Origin of the sequence: Microbacterium sp. RG1 (assembly GCF_005347485.1) — a bacterium.
Taxonomy (GTDB): domain Bacteria; phylum Actinomycetota; class Actinomycetes; order Actinomycetales; family Microbacteriaceae; genus Microbacterium; species Microbacterium binotii_A.
Genome location: NZ_CP034121.1, coordinates 2,964,149 through 2,976,875 on the forward strand (window position 1 = coordinate 2,964,149; position 12,727 = coordinate 2,976,875).

At 70.9% G+C, this 12,727-nt stretch carries 11 protein-coding genes; all 11 read left to right on the forward strand.

All coding sequences use genetic code 11. The features are described from left to right. Positions 1-16 precede the first annotated feature (16 nt). The 11 genes from EHF32_RS14485 to EHF32_RS14535 all read left to right on the forward strand — a co-directional run bounded on the left by EHF32_RS14485 (position 17) and on the right by EHF32_RS14535 (position 12,603). Positions 17-1,975, forward strand: coding sequence for an ABC1 kinase family protein (locus EHF32_RS14485; protein WP_137418844.1), 1,959 nt, complete (start codon positions 17-19; stop codon positions 1,973-1,975). A gap of 74 nt (positions 1,976-2,049) precedes the next feature. Further along, complete coding sequence (locus tag EHF32_RS14490; RefSeq protein ID WP_137418845.1) at positions 2,050-2,514, forward strand: NUDIX domain-containing protein; 465 nt, start codon at positions 2,050-2,052, stop codon at positions 2,512-2,514. A gap of 114 nt (positions 2,515-2,628) precedes the next feature. Then, positions 2,629-3,309, forward strand: a complete 681-nt coding sequence (locus EHF32_RS14495; protein WP_137418847.1) for a GntR family transcriptional regulator — start codon at positions 2,629-2,631, stop codon at positions 3,307-3,309. Continuing rightward, positions 3,306-4,829, forward strand: coding sequence for an MmgE/PrpD family protein (locus EHF32_RS14500; RefSeq protein ID WP_137418848.1), 1,524 nt, complete (start codon positions 3,306-3,308; stop codon positions 4,827-4,829). The genes EHF32_RS14495 and EHF32_RS14500 overlap by 4 nt, the downstream gene beginning before the upstream one ends. Continuing rightward, a complete protein-coding gene (prpB, locus tag EHF32_RS14505) occupies positions 4,829-5,725 on the forward strand; it encodes a methylisocitrate lyase (protein ID WP_137418849.1) in 897 nt (298 codons plus the stop codon). Before EHF32_RS14500 ends, prpB begins: the two co-directional genes overlap by 1 nt. 26 nt (positions 5,726-5,751) lie before the next feature. After that, positions 5,752-6,942 (forward strand): bifunctional 2-methylcitrate synthase/citrate synthase, encoded by a 1,191-nt coding sequence (locus EHF32_RS14510; RefSeq protein ID WP_137418850.1) that lies wholly within the window; start codon positions 5,752-5,754, stop codon positions 6,940-6,942. Between the two features lie 4 nt (positions 6,943-6,946). Next, a complete protein-coding gene (locus tag EHF32_RS14515) occupies positions 6,947-8,125 on the forward strand; it encodes a thiolase family protein (protein WP_137418851.1) in 1,179 nt (392 codons plus the stop codon). A gap of 60 nt (positions 8,126-8,185) precedes the next feature. Then, the gene (locus tag EHF32_RS14520) at positions 8,186-8,962 is read left to right on the forward strand and encodes an enoyl-CoA hydratase-related protein (protein WP_137418852.1); all 777 of its coding nucleotides are present in this window, start codon (positions 8,186-8,188) and stop codon (positions 8,960-8,962) included. Between the two features lie 45 nt (positions 8,963-9,007). Then, positions 9,008-9,784: an electron transfer flavoprotein subunit beta/FixA family protein gene (locus EHF32_RS14525; RefSeq protein WP_137418853.1), complete on the forward strand. Its 777-nt coding sequence runs from the start codon at positions 9,008-9,010 to the stop codon at positions 9,782-9,784. Between the two features lie 12 nt (positions 9,785-9,796). Then, positions 9,797-10,762, forward strand: a complete 966-nt coding sequence (locus EHF32_RS14530) for an electron transfer flavoprotein subunit alpha/FixB family protein (protein WP_137418854.1) — start codon at positions 9,797-9,799, stop codon at positions 10,760-10,762. A 560-nt stretch (positions 10,763-11,322) separates the two neighbouring features. Next, positions 11,323-12,603 (forward strand): cytochrome b/b6 domain-containing protein, encoded by a 1,281-nt coding sequence (locus tag EHF32_RS14535; protein WP_238343726.1) that lies wholly within the window; start codon positions 11,323-11,325, stop codon positions 12,601-12,603. The last annotated feature ends 124 nt before the right edge of the window (positions 12,604-12,727 follow it).

A 12,727-nucleotide genomic window follows, 5' to 3' on the forward strand; every position in this document is an offset into this window, starting at 1 on the left:
CACAGGGGAGGGTGCGATGCCGCAGATCGTATGGGTGATTCTGTTCGTCCTCGTGTTCGCGGGCGTCGCGGCGTGGGTCGCGCGCCGGCTCCTGGGGATGCCGATCGGGTGGATCCGTCCGTTCGTGACCGGAGCGCTCGTCGTGGTGGCGGGATCGCCTCTCGCCCTGTGGGCGCTGCAGCAGGCTGGAGTCGTCGACGGCGACGTCCTCGCCGTCGACGACGCGATCGGCGCGCTGTTTCTGCTGCTCACGATCGGGTGGCTCTTCGCGGTCGACGTGATCGCGATCGTCGCCCTCGAGTTCCTGTGGCCGACCCGGCCGATGCGCAACCCGGTCGTCGTCGTGCGCGAGCTGTTCCGACGCCGTGATCGCGCCCGCCGCTACGCCGAGATCATCTCCATCGCCTCACGGCACGGGCTCGGCGTCTACCGCGGCCGGCACCGCCCCGATCGCGAAGAGCTGCCCGCCGCGATCGTCGCCGCGCTGAACGACGCCGGCGTCACCTTCATCAAGATCGGCCAGGTGCTCTCCGCGCGCGACGACGTGTTGCCGCCGGAGTTCACGACCGCCCTGTCGACGCTGCAGATGGAGACCGTGCCGATCCCCTGGAGCGAGGCGCGTCACGCGATAGAGACGCAGCTCGGCCGGCCTCTCGAGGAGGTCTTCGCGCGCGTGGACGAGACGCCGCTGGCGGCCGCATCCGTCGCGCAGGTGCACGCGGCCACGCTTCAGGACGGCGAGGAGGTCGTGATCAAGATCCAGCGACCGAGTGCACGCGCCCAGGTCGCGACCGACCTCGACATCGTCGAACGATTGGCCGCGGATGCGGAGCGCCACACCACGTGGGCGCGAGACTACGGCGTGACCGCGCTGGCCGCGGAGTTCGCCAGATCGCTGCGGGAAGAACTGGACTACCGCATCGAGGCGGCCAACACCGAGATGCTGCGAGGGGCGGCGGCTCGCTCGAAGCTCACACCGCTCGCCGTGCCGAAGGTCTTCGCGCAGTACACGACCGCGCAGATGCTCGTGCAGGAGCGCGCCCAGGGCATCCCGTTCGGTCACGTCGACGCGTCGACGCTCGACCCGGATGCGGCGACCAGGATCGCCGACGCCGTCGTCGACGCGGTGTTCGAGCAGATCGCCGTGCGGGGCGTCTTCCACGCCGACCTGCATCCGGGCAACCTCATGCTCGCGGCCGACGGCACCGTGACCCTCATCGACTTCGGCTCGGTAGGCGTGCTCGAGAAGAGCATGCGCCGACTGTTGCTGCCGCTTCTCGTGGCGATCGCCAACGAGGACGACGTCGCCGCGACCGACATCGTGCTCATGCTCGTGACCCCGCCCGACACCGACACCTTCGATCAGGTGGCTCTGCAGCACGACATCGGCGTCATCCTCACCCGTATGCACAACGCGGGCGTCGATCAGAACGTCTTCGCGGCCCTCGTGGACGTCATGCGCCATCATCGCCTCGCCCTTCCCCCTTCGCTCCTGCTGGTCTTTCGCACACTCGCCTCGCTCGAGGGCTCGCTGCGGCGCCTGCGCCACGACTACGACATGGTCGGCCGAGCGCTGTCGCAGGCGCCCGCCTTCACACGCGCGCTGACGTCGCCGAAGGGGTTCGCGCTCACGGCGCAGACGCAGGCGGCGATCGTGGGCGAGCAGCTGCGACGACTGCCGCGGACGCTCTCCACTCTCAGTCAGCAGCTCGAGGACGGCACGTTCTCCGTGCGCCTGCGCAGCTTCGACGACGCGACCGGTCGCGGGTTCGTGGAGCAGCTGTTCTCGCGGTTCACGACCACGCTCGTCGGCATCGCCCTCGTGATCTCGGCGGTCCTGCTGGGTGTCTCGGATGCGGGGCCGCATCTCACCGCGCAGGTGCCGCTGTTCCCGTTCCTCGGTGCGGTGGTCGGACTCGGTGGGCTGCTCCTGCTGCTGCGGAGTCTTCGCGCCGCCTTCGAGCGACGACGATAGGGCCCGGGCGACCCTCGCGGTCTCAGACCCGGCTAGCGTGGACGGGTGCGGCGAAGAAGCGACGGGATGCGGCGATGACCGCGTACAGCGCGGGGCTCCTCCTCTTCCGGCCCGACACCGCCGAGGTCCTGATCGCGCACATGGGTGGGCCCTTCTGGCAGCGCAAGCAGGCGGGGGCGTGGTCGATCCCGAAGGGGGAGTACGACCCCGCATCGGAAGACCCCCTCGCCGCCGCGGAGCGGGAGTTCCAGGAGGAACTGGGGCTGAGCCCGCCCGCCGGGGAACGTGTGGAGCTCGGCGAGTTCCGCTACTCGTCGGGCAAACGCCTTCGGGTGTTCGCGCTCGACGCCGACGGCTTCGCCCTGGTCGGGATGCGGTTCGGCGAGTTCTCGCTCGAGTGGCCGCCTCATTCGGGGCGCATGGAGTCGTTCCCCGAGGTGGATCGTGCCGAATGGGTGCGGGTCGATGACGCGCGCGACCTTCTCGTGACGGCGCAGCGCCCCGTGCTCGACGCGCTCGCGCCGCACCTGGACCGCTGAACGCTCCTGACGCATTGTGTATACCCAAAGCGTGGAAAGCATCACCGGGTGGCGTCGGGGCGCTGGTTATGCATACACTGTGCGGGTTCATCGGGTGACGGCAGAGGAGGCGGGATGCGGGCGAGCGACCGTGCGTACCGCACCCTTCTCGAGCAGATCCAGTCCGGTGAGCTGGCGCCGGGAACCGTGCTCGCCGAGGTGGAGCAGGCGCGCCGGCTCGGCGTGAGCCGCACGCCGCTGCGAGAGGCCATCGGACGCCTCGCCGCCGACGGCCTCGTCGCTCAGGCCTCGCCGAGGGTCACCGTCGTGACCGACATCGACGCCGACGACATCCGCGCCCTGTTCGCCGTGCGTCGGGCGCTCGAGGAGTCCGCCGCCCGTATCGCGGCGGAACGCGTGTCGGACGGGGCTCCGGGTGAGCCGTTCGCCGCGCTCGCCGAACGCTGGTCGGCCGAGGATCCGCAGGCGGACGCGGACGCCTATTACACGACGATCGCGCAGTTCGATCAGGCGCTGGATGCCGCCGTCGGCAACGACTATCTGATCGCCGCCCTGCGGACCGTGCGCACCCACCTGGTCCGTGTGCGCCGCCTCGCGCGCGACAACCCCGCACGCCTCGCCGCCTCCGCCGCCGAGCACCGCCTCATCGCGCGCGCGATCGCCGACGGCGACGCAGAACTCGCCGCCCACGCCACGCACGTGCACCTGCACCACGCCCTGACCGCCATCCTCGCGTCGCTCGCCGACGCATCCGACGTCCCCCGCGTCGCACGATCCACCCCGGGAGCAGCATGATCACGCATCACCTCCGTGTCCACACGAGCGAAGAGAAGCTCGCCCGCGAAGGCCAGCTGGCCTGGCACATCGCCGAGGTCGCCACCGACGCCGTGGCGGTCGACGCGGACGTCGTCGACATGATCGTCAACCGGCTCATCGACAACGCGGCGGTCGCCGCCGCATCCCTCACCCGCCGTCCCGTCGTCGCCGCGCGTCAGCAGGCGCTCGATCACGCGGTCTCGGTCGGCGGCGCCGGCGCGACGGTCTTCGGGTGCGCGCTCGAGCGCCGCACCTCGCCCGAGTGGGCGGCGTGGGCCAACGGCGTCGCCGTGCGTGAGCTCGACTACCACGACACCTTCCTCGCGGCGGACTACTCGCACCCGGGCGACAACATCCCGCCGATCCTCGCCGTGGCCCAGCACGTCGGCGCCGACGGGCAGGCACTCGTGCGGGGCATCGCGACCGGTTACGAGATCCAGATCGACCTCGTGCGGGCGATCAGCCTGCACAAGCACAAGATCGACCACGTCGCGCACCTCGGCCCCTCGGCCGCAGCCGGGATCGGCACCCTGCTGGGCTTGGACACCGAGACGATCTACCAGGCCGTCGGGCAGGCGTTGCACACGACCACCGCGACTCGTCAGTCCCGCAAGGGCGAGATCTCCACCTGGAAGGCCCACGCCCCCGCGTTCGCCGGCAAGATGGCGGTCGAGGCCGTCGACCGCGCGATGCGCGGTGAGACCTCGCCCTCGCCCATCTACGAGGGCGAGGACGGCGTCGTCGCCTGGCTGCTCGACGGCAAGGACGCCTCCTACGACGTGCCGCTTCCCGCCGCGGGCGAGTCCAAGCGGGCGATCCTGGACTCGTACACCAAGGAGCACTCCGCCGAGTATCAGGCCCAGGCATGGATCGACCTGGCCCGCAAGCTCGGCACCGAAGGGCCCGAGCTCCGTGATCCCGCGAACGTCGCCTCGATCGTGCTGCACACCAGCCACCACACGCACTACGTGATCGGCTCCGGGGCGAACGACCCGCAGAAGTACGACCCGACCGCATCCCGCGAGACGTTGGACCACTCGATCCCCTACATCTTCGCGGTCGCGCTCCAGGATGGCGCCTGGCACCACGTCGACTCCTACGCGCCCGAGCGTGCGGCGCGCGAGGACACCGTCGAGCTGTGGCACAAGGTCTCCACGGCGGAGGACGCCGAGTGGACCCGCCGCTACCACTCCGAGGACCCCGCCGAGAAGGCATTCGGGGGGCGCGTTGTGATCACCCTCACCGACGGGTCGGTCATCGAGGACGAGATCGCCGTCGCCGACGCGCATCCGCTCGGGGCCCGGCCCTTCGTCCGCGAGGACTACGTCCGCAAGTTCCGGCTGCTGGCGGAGCCCGTGCTGGAGGAGACGGAGATCGAGCGGTTCCTCGGACTCGTGCAGCGCCTGCCTGAGCTGACCGCCGACGACGTGCGTCAGCTCTCGATCGTCGCCAAACCGGGGCTGCTGCTCTCGCAGCCGGCACCGAAGGGGCTGTTCTGATGCTCGGGTCGACGGCGTCCGCATCCGACAAGCGCCGCGCGTTCCGCGCGGGACTCGCCTCGGGTGAGGTGATGCGGCTGCCCGGTGCCTTCAATCCGCTGTCCGCGCGCCTGATCGAACGCAAGGGATTCGAGGGCGTCTACATCTCGGGTGCGGTGCTCTCGGCCGATCTCGGGCTCCCCGACATCGGCCTGACGACCCTGACCGAGGTCGCCGGCCGCGGGGCCCAGATCGCCCGGACGACCGAACTCCCGGCGCTCATCGACGCCGACACCGGCTTCGGCGAACCCATGAACGTCGCACGCACCATCCAGATGCTCGAGGACGCCGGCGTCGCGGGTGCCCACATCGAGGATCAGATCAACCCGAAGCGCTGCGGGCACCTCGACGGCAAGGCCGTCGTGGACGAAGGAACGGCGCTGCGCCGCATCCGCGCCGCCGTCGACGCGCGCCGCGATCCCGACTTCCTCGTGATGGCGCGCACCGACATCCGCGCGATCGAGGGGTTGGACGCGGCGATCAACCGCGCCAAGGCGCTCGTGGATGCGGGAGCGGACGCGATCTTCCCTGAGGCGCTGGCGACCCTCGACGAGTTCGAGGCGATGCGCAAGGCCGTCGACGTGCCGATCCTCGCCAACATGACCGAGTTCGGCAAGAGCGAGCTCTTCTCGGTCGATCAGCTGCGCGACGTGGGCGTGAACATCGTCATCTGGCCGGTCTCGTTGCTGCGCATCGCGATGGGCGCCGCCGACCGCGCGCTCGACGAGCTCGTCGACAAGGGACATCTGCGCGACAAGGTCGGCGAGATGCAGCATCGCGCCGAGCTCTACGACCTGATCGACTACGAGCAGTACAACAGCTTCGACGACAGCATCTTCACCTACACGCGTCCGTGACGCGCGGCCCAGCACGAAGGAGTGACATGACCGAGCAGGACCAGATCCGGAAGGGACTGGCGGGGGTCGTCGCCGACGAGACCGCCATCTCCAAGGTCAACCCCGAGACCAACTCGCTGCTGTACCGCGGCTACCCCGTGCAGGAGCTCGCCGCCACGCAGCCGGTCGAGGCGGTGGCGTACCTGCTGTGGCACGGCGAGCTGCCGAGCGACGAACAGCTCGCCGAGCTCCGCCGCATCGAGCGGGAGCACCGGCCGCTGACGGCGGCCGTGCAGTCGGCGATCGAACTCGTGCCGCTCGACGCGCATCCCATGGACGAGGTGCGCACCGCGCTGAGCGTGCTCGGTGCCGCCGATCTCGCCGGTGTCGGGTCGGTTCTGGATGCCGTGGGGACTCCGGAGGAGAACCTTGCGCGGAGCCTCCGACTGTTCGCCGCGCTGCCGGCGATCGTCGCCTACGGCCAGCGCCGCCGCCGCGGACAGCTTCCTATCCCGCCGCGCGACGACCTGGACTACGCGGCGAACTTCCTCTGGATGACCTTCGGCGAAGAGGCGGATGCGGTCGTCGTCGACGCCTTCAACCGATCGATGATCCTGTACGCCGAGCACTCGTTCAACGCCTCCACCTTCACCGGACGGGTCATCGCCTCCACCCTCAGCGATCTGCACTCCGCCGTCGTCGGCGCGGTCGGTGCACTGAAGGGTCCGCTGCACGGCGGCGCGAACGAGGCGGTGCTGCACATCTTCGACGAGATCGGCGAGGCGGAGAACGTCACCGCCTGGCTCGACGAGGCACTCGCGAACAAGCGCAAGATCATGGGCTTCGGTCACCGCGTCTACAAGCGCGGCGACTCCCGCGTGCCCACCATGAAGGCGGCGCTCGACGATCTGGTCGCCCACTACGACCGCCCGGATGTGGCACGGCTCTACGACGCGCTCGAGAGCGAGTTCGTGGCGCGCAAGGGCATCTACCCCAACCTCGACTACCCGTCGGGGCCCGCCTACAACCTCATCGGCTTCGACACGGTGACCTTCACCCCGCTGTTCGTCGCCGCTCGTGTGGTCGGGTGGACGGCCCACATCATGGAGCAGTACAGCCGCAACGCCCTCATCCGGCCGCTCTCGATCTACAACGGCCACGAGGAACGGCACGTCGCGGGCTACGTCCCCGACAACGCGGCAGAGCATGTCAGCGAGCGGCCCGAAGAGAAGGGCTGAGCCCGTGCGCGAGGCGGTGCTGGTCGACGCGGTACGCACGCCCTCGGGCCGAGGCAAACCCGGGGGTGCGCTGAGCGGGGTGCATCCCGTGGACCTCGCCGCCGGCGTGCTGCGCGCCCTCGTCGGGCGCAACGGCCTCGCGGACACCCTCATCGACGATGTGCTGCTCGGCTGCGTCAGCCAGGTCGGCGAGCAGTCCACGAACATCGCGCGCCAGGCCGTGCTCGCGGCGGGCTTCGCCGAGACGGTGCCCGCAGCGACGTTCGACCGCCAGTGCGGCTCGGGTCAGCAGGCCGTCCACTCGGCGGCGCACGCGATCATGGCCGAGGCCGCCGACATCGTGATCGCCGGCGGTGTCGAGTCGATGAGCCGCGTGCCCCTCGGCTCGGCGGCCGCATCCGGGTCCCCCGTCTCTCCGCTGCTCCGCGAGCGCTACCCCGAGGGCCTCGTCTCGCAGGGCATCGCCGCCGAACGCATCGCTGCGAAGTGGGGCCTGTCGCGCCAGGCGCTGGACGCCTATGCGGCCGAGTCCCACCGCCGTGCTGCCGCGGCGGCTGCGGCGGGGTGCTTCGCCTCGCAGCTCGTGCCCGTCGAGGCGCCGACCGGTCTCGTCGAGACCGATGAGACGATCCGCGCGCAGACGACCGTGGACGCGCTGGCGGCTCTGCCGCCGGCGTTTCGCACCGACGCCGCGGCGGGGCGCTTCTCCGAGCTCGAGTGGCGCGTCACCGCCGGATCGTCGTCGCCGCTGACCGACGGCGCATCCGCCGTGCTGCTCATGAGCGCCGAGCGCGCCGCGGAGCTGGGGCTGCGCCCGCGCGCCGTTCTGCGTTCGTTCGCCGTCGTGGGCGACGACCCGCTCATGATGCTCACCGCGCCGATCCCGGCGACGCGCCGCATCCTGGATCGCGCGGGGCTCACGATCGACGACATCGACGCGTACGAGGTGAACGAAGCGTTCGCCTCGGTGCCGCTCGCCTGGCTGGACGAACTCGGCGCCGATCCCGCGCGTCTGAACCCCTGGGGCGGCGCGATCGCGCTCGGGCACGCGCTCGGCTCGTCCGGCACCCGGCTGCTCGGCACGCTCGTCGCGTACCTGGAGCACACCGGCGGGCGCCGGGGGCTCCAGGTGATGTGCGAGGGTGGCGGCATGGCGAACGCCCTCATCGTCGAACGGGTCTGAGGACAATTCTCCGGGGAGCGGTCCTGCCGCACGTGGGGACGCTCATGCCACGATGGGCAGATGAGCACCTACGAGACGATCCTCGTCGAGCAGCACGGCCGCGTCGGGTGGATCACCCTGAACCGCCCCGACGCCCTCAACGCCCTCAACTCGACCCTGGTGGGTGAGCTCGCCACAGCCGTCGCCGCTTTCGACGCCGACGAGGGCGTCGGGGCGATCGTGCTCACCGGGAGCGAGCGCGCGTTCGCCGCGGGCGCCGACATCAAGCAGATGGCCGACAAGTCGACGCGCGACATGCTCGTGGACAACCCGTTCGCGGCCCTCGAGGACGTGATGCGGGTCCGGACCCCGCTGATCGCCGCGGTCGCCGGCTTCGCTCTCGGCGGCGGATGCGAGCTCGCCATGATCTGCGACATCATCCTGGCCGCCGACACCGCACAGTTCGGTCAGCCCGAGATCGCCCTGGGGGTCATCCCGGGCCTCGGCGGCACCCAGCGGCTCACCCGTGCCGTGGGCGCGTACAAGGCTGCCGAGCTCGTGCTGACCGGGCGCCGCATGGGAGCCGAGGAGGCCGAGCGTGCGGGTCTCGTCTCGCGCGTCGTCCCCGCGGCCGAGCTGCGGGATGCGGCGATGGAGGTCGCCGAAGCCATCGCCTCGAAGTCGCTGCCGGTGGTCTACGCCGCGAAGGAGGCGCTGCGCGCCGCGCAGGAGACGACGCTGGCGGAGGGGCTGCGGTTCGAGAAGCAGAGCTTCGCGACGCTCTTCGCCCTCGAAGACCAGAAGGAGGGGATGGCCGCGTTCCGGGAGAAGCGTGCGCCTGAGTTCCGCCATCGCTGACACCGAGTGTCGTCTAGACTCGTCCTGTCGAAGGAGCACCGCCCCATGAGAATCGTCGTGCTGGTCAAAGAAGTCCCCGACACCTACGGAGACCGCGTCCTGGATCTCGAGACCGGACTGGCCGGCCGTGCCGCCAGCGATCGCGTCATCGACGAGATCGGGGAGCGCGCCCTCGAGACCGCTCTCTCCTACGCCGACGCACACCCGGGCACCGAGGTCGTGGCGATGATGATGGCCGCAGACGAGGCGACGCCCACCCTGCGCAAGGCGCTCGCTCTCGGTGCGGGCTCCGCCGCGCAGATCGTCGACGACGCGCTCCGCGGCGCCGACCTCGGGCTCACCGCCCAGGTGCTCGCCGCTGCCATCGCGCGCACCGGATTCGACCTCGTCATCGCGGGCAACCAGTCCACCGACGGTGTCGGCGGCGTGATCCCCGCAATGATCGCCGAGCGGCTGGGCGTGGCCTCGGCGACGGGGCTAGCCCGCGTCGAGCTCGCCGAAGACGCCGTCGAGGGCGACCGTCCCGGTGACGGCGCCGTGCGCCGCATCCGTGCCGAGCTGCCCGCCGTCATCTCGATCACCGAAGCGATGCCCGAGGCGCGGATGGCCGGTTTCAAGGGCGTCATGGCTGCGAAGAAGAAGCCCATCGAGACGCTGTCGCTCGCCGATCTCGGCATCGACGCGGACGACCCCGATGTCGCGCGGTCGATCATGATCGCGATCGCCCCCCGGCCCGCGCGCGCGGCCGGCCAGGTGATCGTCGACGAGGGTGACGGCGGCAATCGCCTCGCCGAGTTCCTGATCCAGAACCGCCTGGTCTGAGAGGTGACGACGATGACCGACTTCGCCGACGACGCGATCCTGGTGCTGCTGGAGACCTCCGCGGCGGGGGGACTCGCCGCATCCGGCGCCGCACTCCTCGGGGCCGCATCCCGCGTGGGAACGCCCGTCGCCCTCGTCGTGGGCGACGCGGCGCTCGCCGCAACGGCCGGGGAGTGGGGTGCGCCTCGCGTGCTCGTCGCCCCCGGGGGTGAGGGTCTGGGTGTGGCCCAGGTCGACGCGCTCGCCGCGGCGGTGGGGCAAGTGGCGCCGGAGGCGGTGCTCGTCTCGCACTCGATCGACGGACGCGACGTCGCGGGGCGGCTGTCCGCGCGTCTCGGCGCGGCCCTCGCGGTCGACATCGTCGGGCTCGATCGCGACGACGAGGGCGTGATCGCTCACCACTCCGTCTACGGTGGCGCGTACGCCGTCGACGCAGCGGCGACCTTCGGACCGCTCGTCGCGACCGTGCGCCAGGGTGCGGTCGAGGACCGAGCCGCGTCCGTCGAGCCGGTCGTGACGGAGCTGTCGGTGACCCCGTCGGGTGTGCCGGCCGCGTCCGTCCTGTCCACCGAGGTGGTGGAGAAGGCGTCCTCGCGTCCCGAGCTGCGGGGAGCCGCACGGGTGGTGTCGGGCGGACGCGGACTCGGCTCGGCCGAGAAGTTCGCCCTCGTCGAGCAGCTCGCCGACGCGCTCGGCGCTGCCGTCGGCGCATCGCGCGCAGCGGTGGATGCGGGCTACATCCCCTACGAGCACCAGGTCGGACAGACCGGTGTCTCGGTGTCGCCGCAGCTCTACGTCGCGCTCGGGATCTCGGGCGCCATTCAGCACAAGGCCGGCATGCAGACCGCGAAGACCATCGTGGCCGTCAACAAGGACGCCGATGCGCCGATCTTCCAGATCGCGGACTTCGGCGTCGTCGGCGACGTGTTCCAGGTGGTGCCGCAGCTCATCGACGCCCTCGCGGCGAAGCGGGGCTGAGCGTGGCTGATCGCCCGCGTCGCGTGCGCCGGGGCCTCCCGCGCGTTGCCGGCGGGGAGCCGTGGCCTCCCGCATCCCTCGTCGTGGCCGTGGAGCCCGCCGTGGCTTCCGTGGCTGCCCCTGGTGCAGATGCCTCCCGCGAGGCGGAGGTCGCCCCTGTGGTGGCGGACGCGGAGTCGCTATCCCTTGGTTCGCCTGTCGCAGATCGCGGGGGTACCCCGCGATCTGCGACAGGCGAACATGGCCGGCGCTCGGTGCGAAGGGGTCTGCCGCGGGTGGCGGGGGGAGAGCCTTGGCCTCCGGCGAAGACTGCGTCTCCCGTCGTTCGGGTCCCTGGACCCGACGGCGCGGGCTCCGCCGTGGATGCTGGACGCGTGGCCGCGGTGCCGAGTGTCGCCACTGGTTCGGCTCCCACCCTCCATGGCCACTCCCACCCCAGCTCGCCTGTCACAGATCGCGCGGACACCGCGCCATCTGTGACAGGCGAGCAAGGGTCGAAGCCCGTACGGCGGGGACTGCCGCGCGTTGCGGGCGGGGAGCCGTGGCCCCCGGCGGGACGGATGCGGCCGCCCGCCGCCGTGGCGACCGCTCCGGACATCGGCGCTGCGACGCATTCCGCACCCGACGTCGGCTCTCCCACCGACGCCGGGTCTGCCGCGACCGGGGCCGGCTCCGCCGCGACCGAGCGCGCCGCCGCATCCGCGACGCACGTCGGATCGGAACCGAGGCCGGTCGCATCCGTCCCGGATGTTCAAGAGACGCGATCCGCGCCGAACCCCGGCGAGGAGCCGCATCCGGAGTCCCTCGCGCAGGCGACCACGGACGTCGAACGGATGCGGGAGCCGCTGCCGTTCACACCGACCGTCTTCCCCGGCCGCACCGCGTTCGAGCGCCCCGCGCCGCGGCCCGAGCCGCGCCGCTACGGCCCGTTCACCACGCTGCAGTGGGTGGGTGCGGGCATCGTGGCCGGCGCAGGGGCGTTGTTCGCGCTCGCGATGATCGTGTTCGCGACGCGGTGGCTCGTCTCGCTCGAGCCGCTGCGCGACTTCCTCACGACCTACCCGGGCGAGTACCACCTGCCCGAGAGCGCCCCCGTGGGCCTTCCCGCGTGGTTGGGCTGGCAGCACTTCCTCAACGCGTTCTTCATGCTGCTGATCATCCGGTCGGGTCTGCAGGTGCGGCGCGAGAAGCGGCCGTCGGCGTTCTGGACACCGCGGTGGAACAGCAAGCGCAAGACCAGCCTGACGATCTGGTTCCACCAGTCGCTCGATCTGTTGTGGCTCGTGAACGGGCTCGTGTTCCTCGTGCTCCTGTTCGTGACGGGGCAGTGGATGCGGATCGTGCCGACCAGCTGGGAAGTGCTGCCCAACGCGCTGTCCGCGATGCTGCAGTACGCGTCGCTGGACTGGCCGACCGAGAACGGCTGGGTGAACTACAACAGCCTCCAGCAGCTCGCCTACTTCACCACGGTGTTCGTCGCCGCGCCGCTCGCGATCCTCACGGGGGTGCGGATGAGTGGACTGTGGCCGCGCAAGGCGGAGACCCTCAACCGCGCTTACCCGATCGAGTGGGCGCGCAAGGTGCACTTCCCCGTGATGCTCTACTTCGTCGCGTTCATCATCGTGCACGTCGCCCTCGTCTTCGCGACCGGTGCGCTGCGCAACCTCAACCACATGTACGCCGCGCAGGGGTCGACGGATCCCACCGCATACGCGGACAACTGGGCCGGGTTCTGGATCTTCGCCGCATCCGTGCTCGTGATGGCCGGCGGGTGGATCGCCGCGCGTCCCCTCGTGCTCGCGCCCATCGCGCGGCTCTTCGGCACGGTCAGCGCCCGCTGACTCGCGTCCCCGGCGCAAACGCCCGCGAGACTGCATTTCCCGCACGAGATCACGGGAAATACCCGTGATCTCGTGACGAGGATGCAGTCTCGCGAAAAAGCGGGGTACCGGATGTGAGGCCCGG